Origin of the sequence: Streptomyces sp. H27-H5 (genome assembly GCF_026627505.1) — a bacterium.
Lineage (GTDB): Bacteria > Actinomycetota > Actinomycetes > Streptomycetales > Streptomycetaceae > Streptomyces.
Window position 1 is genome coordinate 77,338 of the sequence record NZ_JAPNLK010000016.1, and the last position, 18,184, is coordinate 95,521.

15 protein-coding genes and 2 pseudogenes are annotated in these 18,184 nt (G+C 72.4%); 10 read left to right on the top strand and 7 right to left on the bottom strand.

Annotation, left to right across the window (positions count from 1 at the left end):
- Positions 1-203 precede the first annotated feature (203 nt).
- The 3 genes from OTB19_RS10560 to OTB19_RS10570 all read left to right on the top strand — a co-directional run bounded on the left by OTB19_RS10560 (position 204) and on the right by OTB19_RS10570 (position 4,204).
- On the top strand, positions 204-1,265 hold the full coding sequence (locus OTB19_RS10560; protein WP_267797832.1) for an alpha/beta hydrolase: 1,062 nt from the start codon (positions 204-206) through the stop codon (positions 1,263-1,265).
- 81 nt (positions 1,266-1,346) lie between these two features.
- Complete coding sequence (locus OTB19_RS10565) at positions 1,347-2,528, top strand: epoxide hydrolase family protein (protein WP_267797794.1); 1,182 nt, start codon at positions 1,347-1,349, stop codon at positions 2,526-2,528.
- A 158-nt stretch (positions 2,529-2,686) separates the two neighbouring features.
- On the top strand, positions 2,687-4,204 hold the full coding sequence (locus OTB19_RS10570) for a hypothetical protein (RefSeq protein ID WP_267797795.1): 1,518 nt from the start codon (positions 2,687-2,689) through the stop codon (positions 4,202-4,204).
- Positions 4,205-4,290: 86 nt separating this feature from the next.
- On the opposite strand, the pseudogene OTB19_RS10575 reads toward OTB19_RS10570, so the two are convergent.
- Positions 4,291-5,009, bottom strand: a pseudogene (locus OTB19_RS10575) (FAD-binding oxidoreductase); the annotation flags it as partial.
- Here OTB19_RS10575 and OTB19_RS10580 point away from each other — a divergent pair.
- Positions 4,970-5,494 (top strand): GNAT family N-acetyltransferase, encoded by a 525-nt coding sequence (locus OTB19_RS10580; RefSeq protein WP_267797833.1) that lies wholly within the window; start codon positions 4,970-4,972, stop codon positions 5,492-5,494. The pseudogene OTB19_RS10575 and the gene OTB19_RS10580 overlap by 40 nt on opposite strands.
- A gap of 69 nt (positions 5,495-5,563) precedes the next feature.
- Here OTB19_RS10580 and OTB19_RS10585 read toward each other — a convergent pair whose 3' ends face one another.
- The gene (locus OTB19_RS10585) at positions 5,564-6,796 is read right to left on the bottom strand and encodes a beta-ketoacyl-[acyl-carrier-protein] synthase family protein (protein WP_267797796.1); all 1,233 of its coding nucleotides are present in this window, start codon (positions 6,794-6,796) and stop codon (positions 5,564-5,566) included.
- 303 nt (positions 6,797-7,099) lie between these two features.
- Positions 7,100-7,753, bottom strand: a complete 654-nt coding sequence (locus OTB19_RS10590; RefSeq protein WP_267797797.1) for a ribosome-inactivating family protein — start codon at positions 7,751-7,753, stop codon at positions 7,100-7,102.
- Between the two features lie 465 nt (positions 7,754-8,218).
- Between OTB19_RS10590 and OTB19_RS10595 the strand changes: the two genes are divergently transcribed.
- The 5 genes from OTB19_RS10595 to OTB19_RS10615 are packed head-to-tail and all read left to right on the top strand — an operon-like array spanning position 8,219 to position 13,281.
- Positions 8,219-8,788: a bacilysin biosynthesis protein BacA gene (locus OTB19_RS10595; protein ID WP_267797798.1), complete on the top strand. Its 570-nt coding sequence runs from the start codon at positions 8,219-8,221 to the stop codon at positions 8,786-8,788.
- Positions 8,785-10,074, top strand: a complete 1,290-nt coding sequence (locus OTB19_RS10600; RefSeq protein ID WP_267797799.1) for a DUF6421 family protein — start codon at positions 8,785-8,787, stop codon at positions 10,072-10,074. Before OTB19_RS10595 ends, OTB19_RS10600 begins: the two co-directional genes overlap by 4 nt.
- Complete coding sequence (locus OTB19_RS10605) at positions 10,071-11,123, top strand: DMT family transporter (RefSeq protein WP_267797800.1); 1,053 nt, start codon at positions 10,071-10,073, stop codon at positions 11,121-11,123. Before OTB19_RS10600 ends, OTB19_RS10605 begins: the two co-directional genes overlap by 4 nt.
- Positions 11,120-12,406 (top strand): ATP-grasp domain-containing protein, encoded by a 1,287-nt coding sequence (locus OTB19_RS10610; protein WP_267797801.1) that lies wholly within the window; start codon positions 11,120-11,122, stop codon positions 12,404-12,406. The genes OTB19_RS10605 and OTB19_RS10610 overlap by 4 nt, the downstream gene beginning before the upstream one ends.
- Positions 12,403-13,281 (top strand): branched-chain amino acid aminotransferase, encoded by an 879-nt coding sequence (locus tag OTB19_RS10615; protein WP_267797802.1) that lies wholly within the window; start codon positions 12,403-12,405, stop codon positions 13,279-13,281. The genes OTB19_RS10610 and OTB19_RS10615 overlap by 4 nt, the downstream gene beginning before the upstream one ends.
- A gap of 156 nt (positions 13,282-13,437) precedes the next feature.
- Here OTB19_RS10615 and OTB19_RS10620 read toward each other — a convergent pair whose 3' ends face one another.
- From OTB19_RS10620 to OTB19_RS10630, 3 genes and pseudogenes are all read right to left on the bottom strand, one after another.
- Positions 13,438-13,941, bottom strand: a complete 504-nt coding sequence (locus OTB19_RS10620; RefSeq protein WP_267797803.1) for a GNAT family N-acetyltransferase — start codon at positions 13,939-13,941, stop codon at positions 13,438-13,440.
- A gap of 87 nt (positions 13,942-14,028) precedes the next feature.
- Positions 14,029-14,536: pseudogene (locus OTB19_RS10625) on the bottom strand (DNA glycosylase AlkZ-like family protein); the annotation flags it as partial.
- 334 nt (positions 14,537-14,870) lie between these two features.
- Positions 14,871-15,479 (bottom strand): DinB family protein, encoded by a 609-nt coding sequence (locus OTB19_RS10630; RefSeq protein WP_267797804.1) that lies wholly within the window; start codon positions 15,477-15,479, stop codon positions 14,871-14,873.
- 124 nt (positions 15,480-15,603) lie between these two features.
- Here OTB19_RS10630 and OTB19_RS10635 point away from each other — a divergent pair, with 124 nt between their 5' ends.
- Positions 15,604-16,686, top strand: coding sequence for a helix-turn-helix transcriptional regulator (locus OTB19_RS10635; RefSeq protein WP_267797805.1), 1,083 nt, complete (start codon positions 15,604-15,606; stop codon positions 16,684-16,686).
- Here OTB19_RS10635 and OTB19_RS10640 read toward each other — a convergent pair.
- Entirely contained in the window at positions 16,649-18,076 is a 1,428-nt protein-coding gene (locus OTB19_RS10640; RefSeq protein ID WP_267797806.1) for an amidase, read from the bottom strand. The two genes, OTB19_RS10635 and OTB19_RS10640, sit on opposite strands and share 38 nt — an antisense overlap.
- Positions 18,077-18,184 lie beyond the last annotated feature (108 nt).

The window sequence follows — 18,184 nt, forward strand, 5'->3', positions numbered from 1 at the left end:
ACACCCGGGACTCCCGGACCCTCGCCGTACCGCGCGCCCCTCATCGAGCGCCGTCGCGTCCGTGACGGTCGGGACGGGGGTGGTACTCCCGGGTCCGCGAGCTGAGCGGAACGCCGAACTCCATCACATACCCCGACACTTGAAACTTAGGTAAGTCTTGCCTTAACGTCTAGGATGCGCGCAGGAAGAAAATCATTCGCGCGCTGACGTCCGAACTCCCCCGCCCCAACGGCGCGTTCGCCGTGGGCCGCGACACACTGCACCTGGTGGACCGCGAGCGCAAGGACCCCTGGGTGCCCACGGCCGACCGGGAACCGCTGCTGTCGCTGTACTGCCCGGCGCTCGCGCACACCGGAACTCCCGCCCCGTACCTGGCTGTTCCCAAGGCCAAGGCGCTGCTGACCGACCGGGGGCAACTCGGCGAGCACGTCATACCCGAACGACTCGCCGCCACCCGCACGCACTCCCGCTCCGGTGCGTCGCCCCGCCCCTCCGCGGAGCGCTACCCGCTCATCGTGCTTTCTCCGGGCTTCACGATGCCGCGCGCCTCGCTGACCACCCTGGCGGAGGACCTCGCCAGTCGCGGGTACGTCGTGGCGACGGTGGACCACGCGTACGAGTCGGACGGCACCGTCATCCCCGGCGGGCGCCTGCTCACGCGCAAGGCCTGTGAGCAGGTCTTTCCCGACGGATCACTGCATCGGGTCTCCGACGGGCGGGCCCGCGACGTTCCGTTCGTCCTGGACCGTCTCACCGGACCGCGCTCCGCGTGGCGGTACTCCCGGCTGATCGACTCCCGCCACATCGGCATGGCCGGGCACTCCATCGGTGGCGCGGCGGCGTCGGCCACCATGGCCGCGGACCCGCGCGTGGACGCCGGAGTGAACACGGACGGCACGTTCCTCACCCCGATACCGCAAGGCGGCCTCGGCGCGCGCCCGTTCCTCATGCTCGCGGGTGATCCCGCCCTCCTGCCGCCCGACTTCCCCGACACCTCCTGGGAGGACAACTGGCCGCACCTGGACGGTTGGAAGCGCCGACTGACCGTCACGGGCGCGGGTCACCCCGGCTTCACCGACTGGCCCGTGCTCGGCGATCAGGTGGGCTACTCCCACCCGGAGACCCCCCTCTCGGGCACCCGTTCCCAGCAGATCACGCGGGCGTACGTCGGCGACTTCTTCGACCGGCACCTGCGCGGGATCCCGGCGCCGCGCCTGGACGGACCGACGGCGGCCGACCCGGAGGTCGTGTTCCACCGCCGCTGACACCCGGTGCGCCGGATCCTCGGCGAGTCTCCGGGCGCGGATCCGGGCCCGGGGCGGGGTACGGCTCGTACGATGTGTCCCATGCCGGACGCCTCTCCCCGCCCCGAGCCGTTCACCCTCCGGACCGCCCCGGCGGCCCTCGACGACCTCGGCGCGCGACTGCGGGCGACGCGTTGGCCGGACGAACCCGAGGACGCCGGGTGGTCGCTCGGCACCGACCTCGACTACCTGCGCGGGCTCGTGGCCCACTGGGCGGACGGCTTCGACTGGCCCGCGCAGGAGGCGGCGCTCGCCCGGCTCCCCCACTTCCGTGTCGCGCTCGGCGGGCTGGGGATCCACTTCGTGCACGTCCGGGCCGTGACGCCGGAGGGGTCCCGGCCCGCCCTGCCCCTGGTCCTCAGTCACGGCTGGCCGGACTCGTTCTGGCGCTACACGAAGGTCATCCCGCTCCTCACCGACCCCGGCGCGCACGGCGCCGACCCCGCGGACGCCTTCGACGTGGTCGTGCCCGACATGCCGGGGTTCGGCTACTCGGACCGCCCCGTCGGACCACCCCTCGACACCATCGCCGTCGCCGGTCTGTGGGCCGAGCTGATGGGCGTACTCGGCTACGACCGGTTCGGCGCGGCGGGCGGGGACATGGGCAGCCACGTGAGCCGCTACCTCGGGCTGGACCACTCCGACCGGGTCGTGGCCGTCCACCGCACCGACGCGGGGCTGCCGCTGTACACCGGCGACCCGGCGGACCTCGCGCCCGAGGAACGCGCCTGGCTCGCCGACGCCGCGACCTGGGGCGCCGCCGAGGGCGCCTACGCCGCCCTGCACCGGACGAAGCCGCAGACCGCCGCGTTCGGGCTGACCGACTCGCCGGCCGGGCTCGCCGCATGGATCGTGGAGAAGCTCCGGGCGTGGAGCGACTGCGGCGGCGACGTCGAACGGAGCTTCACGAAGGACGAGATCCTCACGAACGTCATGGTGTACTGGCTCACCGGGACCATCGGCTCGTCGATGCGCACGTACCGCGCGAACGCCGCGATCCCGCTCGCGCAGCACGCCCGCCGGGTCGAGGTGCCCTCCGGTTTCTCCCTCTTCCGGGGTGACGTCGTCCGCCCGCCCCGGGCGTGGCTGGAACGCACGACGAACGCCGTCCGCGTGACCGAGCCCGCCCGCGGCGGGCACTTCGCGGCGTTCGAGGAACCCGAGCTGTACGCCGAGGAACTGCGCGCCTTCTTCCGTCCGTACCGGGCGACGGCCACGGGCTGACGGCGCCCGACGGACCCGGGCACCCCGGGACCCGGGACCCGGGTCCACCCCGTCGGCGTCGCCGCCGGAATCCCCTGCCGCCGGTTTGGTCGCAGACCTGCCAACTCCCGTCGCGCGGACGCAGAATGGAGACCGGGGCAACAGGGGGAGGCGCGCCGATGGGTCGGGCATTGAGGGTGGCACTGGCCGTGGTCTTCGCGGGATTCGTGCTGTGGTACGCCTCGTACTACACCACGATCATGGTGTGGGAGGGGCGGAAGATCCTTTCGTGGCTGGCTCCGCCCGTGTTGGTCGCGGGGCTCGGCGGGCTGCCGTGGCTGGTGCGACGGCTGCGTTCCGCGGGGCGGGAGGAGGCGGGATCGGGCGTACAGGCTCTCGGCTGTGTCGGTCTCGCCCTCGCCCTCGGCGTCGCTATCGGGTGGCTGGTCTACGGCTCGTACCAGCAGGACCTCGTCTACATGGAGAGCACGCGGATCGTCGCCGAGCCCGTCCCCGAACTCACCGCACGCGCCCCCTACGTGGTCGGCAAGGCGCAGGCCGCCCCGAACCTGGGCGATGTGACGGGTGAGATCTCGGACGTCACCTACCTGCCCGACGCGGACCGGTTCTCCACTCTCGTGGAGCGACGAGGCTGGCTCGCGGGCTACGAGGTCGGGCTGGTCCAGGACGTGCCCCTCGGCGGCACCGGCCGCAACCAGCAACGCTGCGCCTTCGACACCGATGTCGCCGACGCGCGGATCAGCGGCTGGTTCACGCACAACCTCGGGCGGAAGATCTCCGCGAAGAAGCGGTGGGTCCGCTTCGAGGCCTCGGACGCCTACGTGACCTGCTCGGGCGACACACCCACGGTCGTGGTTCCGCTCAAGCGCCAGACCGGCTTCTTCGTGATCACGGAGCGGCCCGCCGGGGTGGCCCTGTACAACGGGCGCACCGGCGAGCTGACCCTCGCCGAGGACTCCACGGCCGTCCCCGGCCCCTCGTACCCGCTGAGTCTGGCGAGCCGGCAGCGCGAGGCCACGGCGGCGGTCGGCAGTTTCTCCGACTGGCTCTTCGAGCGCAGTGGTTGGGACGAGTCCGAGGACGGCGCCAACGAGGGCAACGAATCGGAGTTCACCCTCCGCTACCGCGACCAGAGCGGTCTCAGCGCCTATGTCACCCCCCTCACCCCGCAGGGCGAGGCGAGTTCGGTCGTGGCCGTCTCGACCGTGCCCACCCGCCACCGGGGCGACGGGCTCGCCCCTCTGACGGTGCACCGGCTCGACCCGACCTGGTCCTCGCCGCAGACGATCGTCGCCCTCGTCAAGGCCGAGTACCGGGACGTCTGTTGCTACAACGACGACAGGGTCTTCGAGATCGTCCCGACGGGCGGCAGCACCTGGACGGCCACGGTCGGCAGCGAGCAGAACATCCGCTACCGGGTGGAGGGCAGGGGCCAGATCGCGGGCCGCGAGGCGACCTGCCTCAAGAGCGCCGACGGCACGCTCATCCGCTGCGCGTACGCGGCGCCGGGCTCGCCGGAGGAGAAGGAGCTCAAACGACGGGAGGAGGAGAAACGCAAACACGAGACCTCGACCCCACCCGCCGGCGAGGACCTCTCGAAGCTCACCCCGCAGCAGTTGGCGGAACTCCACCGCCGGGTGACCGAGGAGGTCAACCGCCGCCTCACGGGCGGGTAGTCCACGGCGTGCCACGGGCCGGGCGCATCCGGGTCGGCGCGCGCCGACCGTCGACGCGGGCGCGCATGCGGACGCTCACCGGCGGGTCAGTCCACGAGGTCCACGAGGTCCACGAGGACGCCCGGGTCGAGGATGCCGTGGGGGTCCAGGGCGGCTTTCGCCGCACGCAGGGCGAGGGCGAAGGGTTCGGGGCGCTGGAGGTCGTAGCCGGGGCGGTGGTCGCGGCCGACGGCGTGGTGGTGGGTGATCGTGGCGCGGTGGCGGTGCAGCACCTCTCCCGCGACCTCCTTGAGGTGGTCCCACATCGCGACCTGGTCGTTCGGGCGACCGGCCGCGAGGACGGTGAAGTAGGGGGCCGCTCCGTCCGGGTAGACGTGCGTGAGGCGGCAGTTGACGAGGGCGGGGTGACCCGTGGCCTTGAGGGCGGCCGCACCGACCTCGGTGCGGAGTCCAGGAGGCGGCAGTTCGCGGGGGCGAGGTCGGACCCGGCGATGGCGCGCACCGCCTCCAGCGCGGCGTCGAAGGACTCGAAGGCGAGTGCGGCGGAGGCCTTGTGGACGGGCCGTTCCTGGAGGCGCATCCAGGCCTCGGTGATGACGCCGAGGGCGCCTTCCGAGCCGAGGAAGAGCCGGTCGGGGGAGGGTCCGGCGCCGGAGGCGGGCAGCCGCCAGGAGGTGCCGGCGCCGGCCGGGGTGATCACCCGCAGGGACTGGGTGGAGTCGTCGAGGTGGGTGTGGACCGTGGCGTAGCGAGGACGTCCGCGCCCTGCTCGGCCCCAAGTCACCCGGGGCCAATGTCTGCTGGTGCCTGAGCCACCGGATCCCGTCCAAGCTCAACAACGAGCTGCGCGGACCGGCCCGGGCCGAGTACGTCGCCGAGTCGTGCCGCGCCGATCCGCCGCCCGGGGTGCTCGCCTACGACGACGGCGAGCCCGTCGGCTGGGCCGCGGTGGCGCCGCGCTCGGAGACCTCGTTCGCGCGCAGCCGCACGATCCCGTACGTGGACGACCTGCCCGTCTGGTCCTTGTGGTGCATCCGGGTACGCCCCGGTCACCGCGGCAAGGGGCTCTCGCACGCACTCATCACCGGCGCGGTCGGGTTCGCCCGCTCCCAGGGCGCGCCGGCGGTCGAGGCCTATCCCCTCGACAACGGCGCCGCCAAGGTGGACCTGACCATGGCGTACGCCGGGATCCGCAGGAACTTCGAGCGCGCGGGTTTCACCCACGCCGCCGACACCACCTCCGTGTTGGCCGGCCACCCTCGGGTCCTGATGCGCCTCGACCTGCGCTGACCACCCGGCGCGGCGTCCGTGACGCCCCCTCACCGCCTGCTGCCGGCCGGGCCCCGACCGATGCCCGACCTACTGGACCCCGCCCCGGTCGCGGGTGAACACGAGGCTGACGTTGTGGCCGCCGAAGCCGAAGGAGTTGGCCAGGGCCGCGTCCCAGCGGCCCGTACGGCTCTCTCCCCGGACCACGTCCAGCTCCACGCGCGGGTCCTGTTCATCGAGGTTGCGGGTGGGCGGCACGGCGCCGTCGCGGAGCGCGAGCACCGCGGCGAGGGCGCCGACCGCGCCGGAGGCGCCCATCATGTGGCCGGTCATGGACTTGGTCGCGGTCACGGCGGCGTGGGTGCCGACGGCCCGGCCGATCGCTTCGGCCTCCGCGAGGTCACCGGACTCGGTGGACGTGGCGTGGGCGTGCACGACCCCGATGTCCCGCGGGGCGATGTCGGCGTCACGCAGGGCAAGGGTGATGGCGGCGGCCTGTCCGTCGGCGTCGGAGGCCGTGATGTGGCCGGCGCTGGAGCCCACCGCACCGCCCGCGAGCACGCCGTGAGCGCGGGCCCGCCGCGCCCGGGCGAAGCCCTCGCGTTCCAGGACGAACATCGCGGCCCCCTCCCCCATGACGAAGCCGGACCTGCGCACGTCGAAGGGGCGGGACACCGACTCCGGGTCCTCGGAAGCCGTCGACAGCGCCTTCATCTGGGCGAACGCGGCCAGGGTGAAGGGGTGCAGGCAGGCTTCGACCCCGCCGGCGACGACCACGTCCACCCGCCCGGCACGGATCAGGTCCATCCCGAGGGAGAGTGCCTCGGCGCCGGAGGCGCAGGCGCTGACCGTGGTCCGGGCGCCGCCCTTCGCACCCAGGTCCATGCTGACCCAGGCAGCCGGCCCGTTCGCCATCAGCATCGGAACGGCGAAGGGCGACAGCCGGCGCATCCCCGAGCGTTCGAACAGGTCGTCCTGGCCGAGCGTGGTGAGGACGCCGCCCGTTCCGGTGCCGATGACCACGGCGAGGCGCTCCGGTTCCACGTCCGGGGCGCCGGCGTCCCGCCAGGCCTCCCGCGCGCCGAGGATCGCGAGCTGCTCGCCCCGGTCCAGCCTCCGCGCCTCGGTGCGCGGCAGCAAGGCCGCCGGGTCCCCCTGCAACCCTGCCGCGACGTGCACGGGAAGGCCCGGCGCCCAGTCCTCCTGGAGGAGGCGCACCCCCGATTTGCCGGCCAACAGTGCGGACCAGGTCGACGGCGCGTCGGCGCCGACCGGCGTGATCGCACCGGTTCCTGTCACCAGCACCCGGGCTTCCCCCGTCATCCCTGCCTCCTGCGATGTGTGGAGATCCCACAAGGCCGCTCTCGACCTTGTATCGATCATCACAAGACAGGGCAAGGACCGTCATGGCCGACATCGATGGATTCGGGAAGCGATTCTTTGTCGCGTCTCCATAAAATCGCGCCGGCAGCGGCCGTTCCCGCGCGGCGCCCACCCGCCGGCGTCAGGCGATGCGGTCGGCGACCTGGGGGACGGTGAGCCGGTCGGTCCACACCTGCTCCGCGAACTCCGCTGCCGCGGGGCCCCGGGTCCCGTCACGGCGGCCGGCGGTTCACGGACGGAGCGTCAGAGGCGTGCCTGGGAACCGTTGAGTTCCACGAAACCCAACAGCTGCCTCAGGGCGGCGAAGCTCGTGATGACCCGGCCGAGGATGTTGATCAAGGCCGGGCGGCCGTGTCGCAGGTTGGAGGAGAACCGGGAGATGGATCCCCACTGGTTCTCCAGTCCCGCGTACCCGTCGCCCAGGGCGTTCTCCGAGTGGCTGATGATGTTGCCGTAGACGCGGTTGAGGATCGGCGCGAAGCGCGCGGACTCCGAGAAGATCTGGGTGGCGGCGAGCAGGGCGCGGCCGACGTTGTCGTTGTACGTGGTGACGTTGTTCAGCTGCCGCATCGCGTTGTACATGCCGTTGGGGGTCAGCACGAGGTTCTGCCTGCTGTTGCCCCCGGGGAGGCTGTTGTAGTTGCCGGTGTTCGGCATGAAGCGGGCCGACACCCCCAGGTCTGCGTGACGTTCTCCTCCTCCGTGGGTCACCGCAGGAACGCCGTGGATCTCTTCCATCAATCGGTAATAGCGGGTGGCGCGCTCCCCTCCGTCATCGGTGATTCTGGAGATGTTCCAGTCGATGACCGAATAGTTCGTCGCGGATGCCGTTCCGCTCAGTGCGGTGACCAGCCCCATGGCAAGCGACAGGAACGCGGAGCACAATCTCTTGAGCATGTCCCCCTTCTCTCCCGGCACGGAAATGCGGGATCGAGGATGGATGGATGAATGGATCGATCGATGGCGGTTTCCCGAGCACCTGGGTGACGACCGCCCGGGAACGAGAAACGCACGAGTTGCCTCGTCTTCCGTGTCGCCCCGGCGTGCACGCCGACTTGCCCCGCCGCGCACGACGTCGAGGCGTGGCGATCGGCGGCGACCGCGGCGTACGTGAATTCGGAGGCTCTCATTCCGAATGAAGGGCGAATTCAGGCAACGCCGGCTGATTTACATGGGGTCGAATCCATCGCCGCGCCCCGGGCATGCCATGCGATCACCCGTCCCCACCTCCCGGATATCTCCCCATCCGTGATGCGGTGATAGAAAAGGATCTTGCCTCTCGCTTCCGCGATCGCCGTCCTCACCCACCGCTGTCCGGAAGCAGTAACTCCGCACCACCACAGGAAAGGTCCAGGGCAGACGATGTATGCGCGCCCCGACGAGGTCCGTCACCTGCACACGCTCGGTCCCCACGGCACCAATCTGGAAGCCGCCTCCCACGAATGGTTCCGCAGACGAGGTGTCGAGGGGACCGTGGAGCTCCACGCCTCGATCGAGTCCGCGTTGGAGGCCGTACCCGACGACGGACGGCACGCGTTGACCGCCTGCGCCGTCTATCCGGCCCTGCACACCCTGGTCTTCTCCAACCTGCACCGGCTCCACATGATCGACAGCTTCGTGATGCCGACCCACAACATGGTGCTCGCCAGCAGCGGCGCACAGGACCCGGCCACCGTCGCCTCCCACCCCGCGCCCAAGGGCCTCGTCCCCGAGCCCGCGCGGGTCCGCGAGGTGTTGAGCAACTCGCAGGCCGCCATCGACTGCGCCGAGGGGCTCGTCGACGGCTGCATCACCACCATCGTGGCCGCCGAGCGACACGGACTGCGGGTCCTGCGGGACTTCGGCCCGGTGCCGATGGTCTTCACCGTCCACCAGGTACTGGCCGTCCGCGCCGAGGACGAGCGGCCTCTCGCCGTGGGGGCCGCCCGATGAGCACCGGAGGCTTCACCTCCGCGACCGCGCCCGTGCCGGCGGACCTCCTGGCCGAGGCCGACCTGTTGACGGATGCGCTCATTCCGATGGTGAATCGTTTCCGCGATCGCCAGCGGGACGACGGCACCGTCGCCGATCCCACCCCCGAGGACGCCGAACTGCTGGGCCGGATACGCGACGAGGCGACGTCCTGGTACCGCCGTCACGGACTCGACGGACAGGCCGACGCACTGGTGGAGGACGTCGACGGCTGGCTGGGGGCCGGACTCGACTCCCGGCCCCACTTCGCCCGCTCCCGGGACGCACTGCGGGTCCCTGCCGACGGCGAGCCGGTCTTCTTCCTGGCCCCCTTGCAGAGCACCAACAGCGCCCCGCCCGTCGGCAAGCGCCTCGACTGCTTCCTCGCCCTGCGCAAGGAGCCCGACGCCCTGGCGGGCATGGCGGCGGACTTCCCGCACCCGAAGAACAACTGCCAGTCCCTCGTGCTCGTCACCGGCAGCGCCGGTTTCGCCCAGGGCTCCTGCCTCGTCTTCTTCCCGGAGAACGTCGCCGCGCACGACAAGGTGACCGACCAGCCGTACGCCATGTTCTTCTACAACAAGATGCGGAAGATCCACGAGACGTACGCGCTGCCCGCCGCCGCGGCCGTGCTGACCCCGGACTCGCTGCCGGGCGCCTCCAGCGGCCTCGCCCCCGACGTGTGCTTCGAGGCCCGCGCCATCTGGGGCTACCTCCACGATTCGATGCACTACCAGGGCCTGTGGCCGTTCGACGAGAACATCGCTCTGAAGATGAACTGGTTCGTCGGTCTCCTGGAGGAGATCAAGGTCGACGCGAAGACCGTGCTGGCCTGCGCCGACAGCGGGCTCGTCCCCTTCGCCGAGCAGCAGATCGACATGGTGCTGCTGGAGCGGGTGTTCCGCTATCCGCAGGCGGACGACGCCACCCGCAACTTCGACTCCGGCACCGGTGTGTTCCTCTATTCCTGGTTCCGCGAGCACGAGGCGCTCGTCGGATCGCCCGCCGACGGCGGGCTGTTGCGGTTCGACCGCGCCAAGGCCCTGGAGGCCCTGCGTGCGTTCGTGACGCGTGTGGAGAAGCTGGAGGCCGAAGTGACCGATGACGACGAGTACCGCGCCGCCGCCAAGGAGTTCGTGCGCCGCTACCTTCCCGAGGGCGAGCCCCGGCAGCGGTTCTCCTTCACCGCGGACCAGCTCGTACTGCGCCGGGCCAAGAGCGACCTCGACCGCCTGCCACCGCTCGCCTTCGCGCGGGCGCAGTGGTGACGTCCGCCCGGACCGGTCGCGAGGGCGGGGGCGGACGGCTGGTCGTGCCCGCCCTCGCGGCGTGCATGGTCCTCCTGCTCGCCGCGGGCTGGCTGCTCTCCGGTCACCTGGTGGCCGGCGTGCCCCCGCTCGCGGTGGCCGCGGGGCGGACCGCCACGGCCTTCGTCGTGATCATGATGATCGCGCTGGTGACCCCGCGGGGCCGCACCGGGGCCCGGACCGCCGCCGCCCGGCCCCGCGCCGTACTGGTCCTCGCGTTCCTCGGCTTCTTCGCCTACTACTCGGGGACCCTGCTCGGCACCCGGTACGTGGGGGCCTCCCGGGTCGGGTTGATCGTCTCGCTCCTGCCCTGCGTCACCTTCGTCATCGGCATCCTCGCGTTCCGTGAGCCGTCCTCGCGCCGCAAGGTCCTCGGGACGGTCCTCGCCGGCGCGGGCGCGATCGGCTTCCTGTTGGCCGACGGCGCCGCGAGCACCGGGACCGGCTCGGACGGCGGCGCCGCCACCCTCCTCACGGGGGGCGCGCTCGCCTTCGGCGGCACCCTCACCTACGCCCTGTACGGGTACGTCTACCGGCAGCGCATGTCCGACGTGCCGGCCCTCGCGGCCCTCCCGGCCATCACCGGGGCCGGCACGCTCATGCTCGGCCTCACCGCGGTGCTGTTCGTACCGCTCGGCGGGGTCTCCGCCGCCGACTGGGGCGGCGTCGCCGTGCTCGGCGCGGTCCTCACCGCCCCCGTCTTCCTCATCTCGCACGAACTGATCCTGCGCAAGGGGCCGTTGTTCACCTCCGCGCTGGGGCTGGTCGTGCCCTTCCTGGTGCGGGTCGGCGAATGGGGCCTGGGCACGGCCGGCGCGCCGGGCGTGCTCCCCGTGCTGCTGATCGTCGCGTCTGCGGCCGGTGTGTGGCTCACTGTGGGCGGTCGCCGGCGCGGCGGGGCCGCCACCCCCGCGGACCCCGCCGGCCCCGCCGCCGACATCGAGACCCGCAGGCCCGATCACCGCGCCTCCGCCACGGCCGAGGCCCTCCCCCCAAGGAGCTCATCGTGACCGCCTCCCGTCCGACCCTCGTCCTGCTCCACCAGCGCGTCGGCCTGCCCTGGCTCTTCGACGCCGCGGTGCGCGCCGGCATCGACCTGGTCCTCGTCCCGCGATCCGACGAGCGGGTGGACCCGGACCGACTGCCGCCGCCGGTCGTGGAGTTGCTGCCGCTCGATGTGGCCGGTGACCCGGCGGGCGCGCTGAAGGCCCTGCGCGAACGGCACGAGGCCACGCCCTTCGACGGCATCGTCACCCTCTACGACCCGTTCGTGCCGTTCGCCGCGGACGCCGCCGAACTCCTCGGACTGCCCGGCATCGGCCCGACGGTCGCGCGCAACGCCCAGGACAAGCGGATCATGCGCGAGCGGCTGGCGGCGGCCGGTCTGAACGTGCCGCGCTTCGTGCGGCTCGACCCCGCCGACGACCCCGCCGCGACCGTGGCGGACGCCGGCCTGGCCTTCCCCGTCGTGGTCAAGCCCGCCCTCGGCATGTCCAGCCTCGGCGTGACCCGGGTCGACTCCGGTGACGCGCTCGGTGCGGTCGTGACGGACGTCCGCCGGGTGTCCGCCGGCACCGCCGACGGAGGCGCCGGGCTGATCGTCGAGGAGTACCTCGACGGGCCCGAGTTCGCCGTCGAGTCCCTGGTCCATGAGGGCCGGGTGCAGGTCCTGTCCATCGGCTACAAGGGCGACCCGCGGGGCCCGTACTTCGAGGAGAGCGTCTACCGGGCGCCCGCCGCGCTGCCCGAGGCCGTCCGGGCCGACGTCGTGCGCGAGGTGATCGCCGCCCACGCGGCCCTCGGCATCACCCTCGGCCCCACCCACACCGAACTGCGCCTGCGCGGCGGCTCCACCCCGTACCTCCTGGAGATGGGGGCACGGATCGGCGGTTCCGGGGTATCCCACTACATCGCGGAGAACGTCACCGGCGTCGACCTCGCCGCCGAGACGTTGCGCATCGCCGCCGGCCTGCCGCCGCTCCGCGCCGTCGAACAGGGCTTCACCGAGCCCGTCGCCGCGTCCGCGAACTACATCGTGCCGTGCGGCGGACACGGCACGATCACCGCCCTCCACGGCCTCGACGAAACGGAGGCGGATCCGCGGGTCGACCACGTCGTGCGGATGCTCGCTCCGGGCGACGTGGTCCGCCCCTACCCGGACTTCACCGGCTACCCGGCGTTCATCCTGTCCCGGCACGCCGACCTCACGGAGGCCGAGGAGTTCCACGACCACCTGGAGCGGGCCATCCGGATCGACTACGCTCCCGCGACCTCCGAGGAGAACCCTTCGTGACCGCCTCTCTCCCCTTCGACGACCGCGACGGCACCATCTGGTTGGACGGCCGGTTCGTGCCCTGGCGCGAGGCCCGGCTGCACGTCCTCAGCCACGGCCTGCACTACGGCGGAGCCGTCTTCGAGGGCGTGCGCGTCTACGACGGCCGGATGTTCAAGTCGCGCGAGCACGCCGAACGGCTGCGTTCCTCCGCCCGGGAGTTGAACTACTCCCTTCCCTACTCGGCGGACGAACTCGACGCCGCAGCGCGGGAGATCGTCCGTCGCGAGGGCATCGTGGACGGGTACGTCCGGCCCGTGGCCTGGCGGGGCAGCGAGCAGATCAGCGTCTCCGGGGCCGGCAGCACCCCGCACGTGGCCATCGCCGCCTGGGACTGGCCGCACGTCTTCTCCGCCGAAGCGGCGCGTGCCGGCATCCGGCTGCGCACCTCGAAGTGGCGCCGCCCCGACCCTGCGACGGCACCGGTCCGGGCCAAGGCCGCCTCGCTGTACAACATCTGCACACTGGCCCGCGACGAGGCCGAGGCGGCGGGCTACGACGACGCCCTGCTCCTCGACCTGCACGGCGGGCTCGCGGAGGCCACCGGCGCCAACCTCTTCCTGGTGATCGACGGCGCCCTGCACACGCCGATGCCGGACTCCTTCCTCGACGGCATCACCCGACAGACGGTCATCGCCCTCGCCGCCGAACTCGGCATCGAGGTGGTCGAGCGCCGCATCGAGCCCGGTGAACTCGACCGCGCCGAGGAAGTCTTCCTCACCGGCACGGCGTACGAGGTCCAGCCGGTCAGCGGCGTCGACGAACGGACGTACCGGGTGGGCAAGGTGACCACGGAACTGGCCGCGGCCTACGCGCGACTCGTCCGTTCCGCCTAGTGCTGTGGCCGGAAAGGTTTGCCGGGTCGCGGTGTCCGGTGCCGTGCATCGCAAGGCGCAGCGGCGCCCGTGTACGGGACGTACTCGGGTGCCCCGACAACGCGGCGAGGTGCGGTACCGGAAACCGCGGGCCAGGCGAGACTTTGACGACAGGGCCTAGGACAACGAGCGGGTGAGCCAAGCCACTTCACCGGCGTCCTCGGTGGTGACGCGATCCCGCTCGAACCCGAGCTTCTCCAGGACACGGAGCGACGGTGCGTTCCATGTGCCGACCGTCGACCAGAGCCGCTTGCGCCCCGTCGCGATGGCGGCATCGAGGACCGCGGCGGCCGCCTCGGTGGCGTAGCCCCGCCCGTGTACGCGCCGGCACAACTCGTAGGCGATCTCGGGCTCCTCGATGGTGGAACGGCCGATGATCAACCCGCAGTAGCCGATGAAGTCGCCCTCGTCGCGGCGTTGGACGGGCAGCAGGGCGATGCCCGTGGTCGCCGTCGCGGCGAGCAGGTCCGCGATGGCGGTACGGATGTCCTCCACCGCGGGCGTCCCCTTGCCGCGTTCGGCGAGGAGGGCGGTGAACTCGGCGGCGTCGGACTCGGCCCACGGCCGCAGGATCAGCCGCTCGGTCTCAAGGTGGAAGGACATCGTCTCGTAAGGGGGCATGCCCCTACTCTGCCCCACGCATCATCACGCACCACAGCCGGAGTACGAGATCGTCTCCCGAATCTCCCTTGCCCCTGGTCGAGTCGTTCAGTGCGGGGACGCGACGATCCGGGCGCGGTGGTGTTCGTGGTCGGAGAGGAACGCCGCCAACGCCTCTCCCTGCTCGGTCACTTCGCTGTGGTCCGCCCGGGAGAAGCGGCGCAGCGGGGTGACCGTCACCGTGCCGTCCTCGACGGCCCACGTGGCGGAGACCCAGCCATCGAGCAGCACCACGCGCACCGGCGACCGACAGCCCCCGGTGGGCGTCGTCGATGATCCGGCCGCGGTCGTGATAGCCGAGGATCGCGTTGTCGAACGCCGGGAGGAACCGCACGGGGGCGGGTGTGTCGGGGTCGGGCCGGGGCGCGTCGGGGAGGTCCAGGAGTTCTCGCCCCCGCTCGTCCCGGAAGGTGATCAGTTCCTCGCGCATCGCGGCGATCGCCGCCGGCAGGCCGGCGAGGCCGCACCAGGCGCGTACGTCGGCCGAGGCCGCCGGGCCGAACGCGGCGAGGTAACGGCGGACAAGCGCCTGCCCCGGCCGGTCGCGCGGTGGTGGCCGACGGCGAGCCCCGCTCGTTCCTGGGCCTGGAGCCCGCAAAGGTGCGCCACTGCATCGAGGACCGGTACGTGGGCCCGGTCGAGCAGCATCTGACGGGCGAGTGTGGCGCGGCCCAGGGCGCGGGTGTCGAGGACGGTCATCGGGATCCCCTCACCGGCGGGGCGCCGGTCCGGTTCTCCTCGCGCGGGGCGTGCGGCATGCGCGTCTCCTTGGCCGCCCGGGGGCCGGCACCACGGGGTGCTCGGCGGCCCGGGACTTCGGGGTTTCGGGGTTTCGGGGTTTCGATTGGCAGGGTTTCGGGGGCTCGGGTGTTTCGGGGGTGCCCCGGCCCTCAGGTCGACTTCTGCCCGTCGAGCGTCTCGCGCAGGATGTCGGCGTGGCCGGCGTGCTGGGCGGTCTCGGCGATGACGTGCATGAGCGTGCCGCGGACGCTGAGCACCCCGCCGGGCTCGTTCCACGGCGCGTCGGGGACGGGGTGCGTCGCCGACAGGTCGGGTACCGCCCGGACGATCTCCTCGGTGCGGGCCGCGACCTGCTCGTAGCGGGCGAGGATCCCGGCCAGTGTCTCCCCGGGTGCCACCTGGAAGTCGTTGCGGTGGTCGATGGCCCACTGCGGGAACTCGCGTGCCGTGCCGGCCGTGATCTCGTCCCAGGTGACGCCGTCGGGCAGGTCGAACCGCATCGCCGACGGGCCCTCGACGACGAAGCGCAGCCATCCCGCCTCCATGGACGTGACGTGCTTGATCAGCCCGCCCAGGCACAGGTCGCTGGCCGTCGGGCGCTCGCCGATCCGATCGTCGTCGAGTCCGCGCACCGTGTTGAGCAGGGCGGATCGGGCGGTCCCGAGCGCGGCGAGCAGGTCGGCGCGTTCGGCGTCGAGGGCCGGGGGCGGCGTGGCCGAGGCGGGCTCGTGCGAGCGGGGCGTCTTGGTGGTGGTCATGGGGGCGTCCTTCCGATCGGCGTCTTCCGTCGCGTTCACGTCTTCGTTCGTGTTAGCGGTACGGGACAACAATCGCCGAGGTAGAGGACAGGTGGTGTCCGCTGATCGGGGCATCCTGGGAGACATGCAGAAGACCTCGGCGCGACTACTCTCGTTGCTCTCGCTCCTCCAGGCCCGCCGGGACTGGCCGGGAGCGCTGCTGGCCGAACGGCTGGACGTCAGCGCCCGAACCGTGCGCCGCGACGTCGACCGTCTGCGGGAGCTCGGCTATCCCATCGCGGCCTTCAAGGGCCCCGACGGCGGGTACCGGCTCGACGCGGGCGCGGAGCTCCCTCCCCTGCTGTTCGACGACGAGCAGGCCGTCGCCCTCGCCGTGGCGCTGCGGATCGCCACCACCAGCGGCGCGGGCATCGAGGAGGCGGCGGCCCGGGCGCTGAACACCGTGCGGCAGGTGATGCCCGCACGGCTGCGCCATCGGATCGACGTCCTCCAGGTCACCGCGGTGGAACGGCCCGCGAGCCGCGCGTCGACCCGGGTGGACAGTGACGTGCTGATGGCGCTCGGAGCCGCCGTCCACGCCCGCGAGGTGCTCCGCTTCGACTACCCGGCCGCGACCGTGCCGGGGGTCGGCGAGGACGAGCGGGAGGCCGACCGTCCGTCGCCGCCTCCCCGTCGCGCGCAGCCCCATCACCTCGTCACGTGGGGCGGTCGCTGGTACCTCGTCGCCTGGGACCTCGACCGCGAGGACTGGCGCACCTTCCGCGTGGACCGGATCACCCCGCGCGTCCCCACGGGGCCCCGCTTCGTTCCGCGCGAGGTGCCCGGGGGCGACGTGGCCGCCTATGTGGCCGGCAGGTTCAACGGCTCCGGGGCCTCCGGGGACTGGCCCTGTCGCGGCGAGGTGATCCTCGATCTGCCGGCCGCCGCGGTGTCCCGGTACGCCTACGACGGGTTCGTCGAGGAACTCGGCCCGGACCGCTGCCGGCTCGTGATGGGCTCGTGGTCCTGGGCCGGACTGGCCGCCACCCTCGGCAGGTTCGACGCCGACATCGAGGTCGTGGGGCCGCCCGAGTTGAGGGAGGCCTTCGCGCACCTCGCCCACCGCTACGCGCGCGCCGCGACGAGCCCGCCCGTCGGCTCTGGTACCACCGCCACACCCGCCGCGTCCGTCAGGCCCGACCGCCCCCGCGCGGGTCGATCGGGGTGAGGACCCCCAGCCGGTCCTCGATCGCCTGGGCCGCCGCGAGGCACAGGTCCTCCCGGAAGGCCCGTCCGACGACCTGCACCCCGGTCGGCAGTCCGTCGACCACCCCGGTCGGGACGGCCACGCCGGGGACGCCCGCGAAGCTGGTCACGGTGCACAGCCGCATGGCCGAGGCGACCCGGTCGCGTCCCGCCCTGTCGCGCGATTCCAGTCCCGGCTCGACCGGCGGTTCGGTGAACACCGGCCCGAGCAGCAGAGGGTAGGCGTCGAGGAACTCGGCCCAGGAGCGGCGGATGTTCAGCCAGGTGCCCATCAGCTTCATGAACGCGTCGGCGCTCGCGGGCGGGGTTTGTTCCATGGCCATGCCGATGTAACGGTCACCGCCCTCCCCGAGCAGCCCGCGCACCGCGGGCCAGGTGGGGGCGAACTCGGTCACGACGATCCGGCCGTAGGCGTCGAGCGCCTCGTCGAGCCTCGGTACGTCCGGCACCTCCCGTACGTCGTACCCGGCGTCCCGCAGCGCCTCGGCCGCGTCCTCGACGGCTCGGCGCACCGCGGGGTGGACCCCGTGGCCGCCGGGGTCCGTCACGACCGCGACCTTCAGGGGGCCGGGGAGCCGCTCGCCGTAGGCGGGCACCGGCACGGCCCTCGGGTCTCGCGGATCGGTCCCGGCGAGTACCTCGTAGGCGAGCCTCAGGTCGCCCACGCTGCGGGCCAGCGGGCCGTCGGTGACCAGGAACTGTGAGGCAGGGCCCGGGTCCTCGGGGCCCAGCACGCGGTGGTCGGCGGGGAAGCGTCCGCTGGTCGGCTTCAACCCGGCCACCCCGTTGAACTGGGCGGGGATCCGGATCGATCCGCCCGAGTCGTTGCCGAGGCCGAGCGCCGCCATGCCGGTGGCGACGGCCACCCCGTCGCCCCCGCTGGAGCCGCCGGGGGTCCGGTCGGGGTCCCACGGGTTGACGGTGTCCCCGAACAGTTCGCTCCGCGTGTGCATCCCCGCCAGGATCAGGGTCGGGATGTTGGCGTGCCCGACGGGGATGGCGCCCGCCGCGCGCAGGCGGGCCACCGGGGGCGCGTCGGACGTCGCCACCAGGTCCCGGAAGCGTTCCACGCCGAACGTGGTCGGCACCCCTTCCACGGCGGTGCTCTCCTTGACGGTGAACGGCACGCCGGCGAGCGGACCCAACACCTCACCCGCGGCCCGCCTGCGGTCCGTTCGGGCCGCGGCGGCGCGGGCCCCATCGGCCAGGACGCGCGTCACGGCGTTCACCCGGGGGTTGACCTCGGCGATCCGGTCCAGGTGGCTGTCGACCAGTTCGAGGGCGGAGACGTCCGCGCCCCGTACCGCCGCCGCCTGCTCGGCGGCCGTCATCCTCCACAGGGCGTCCTGCATGTCTGGTACCTCTTCCCGAAACACGTTCCGATGCGTCTGCATCGAAACAGTAACCCGGGAATCGATGCGAGCGCATCACATAAGGTGTGCGGGGACCGGGAGCACCGG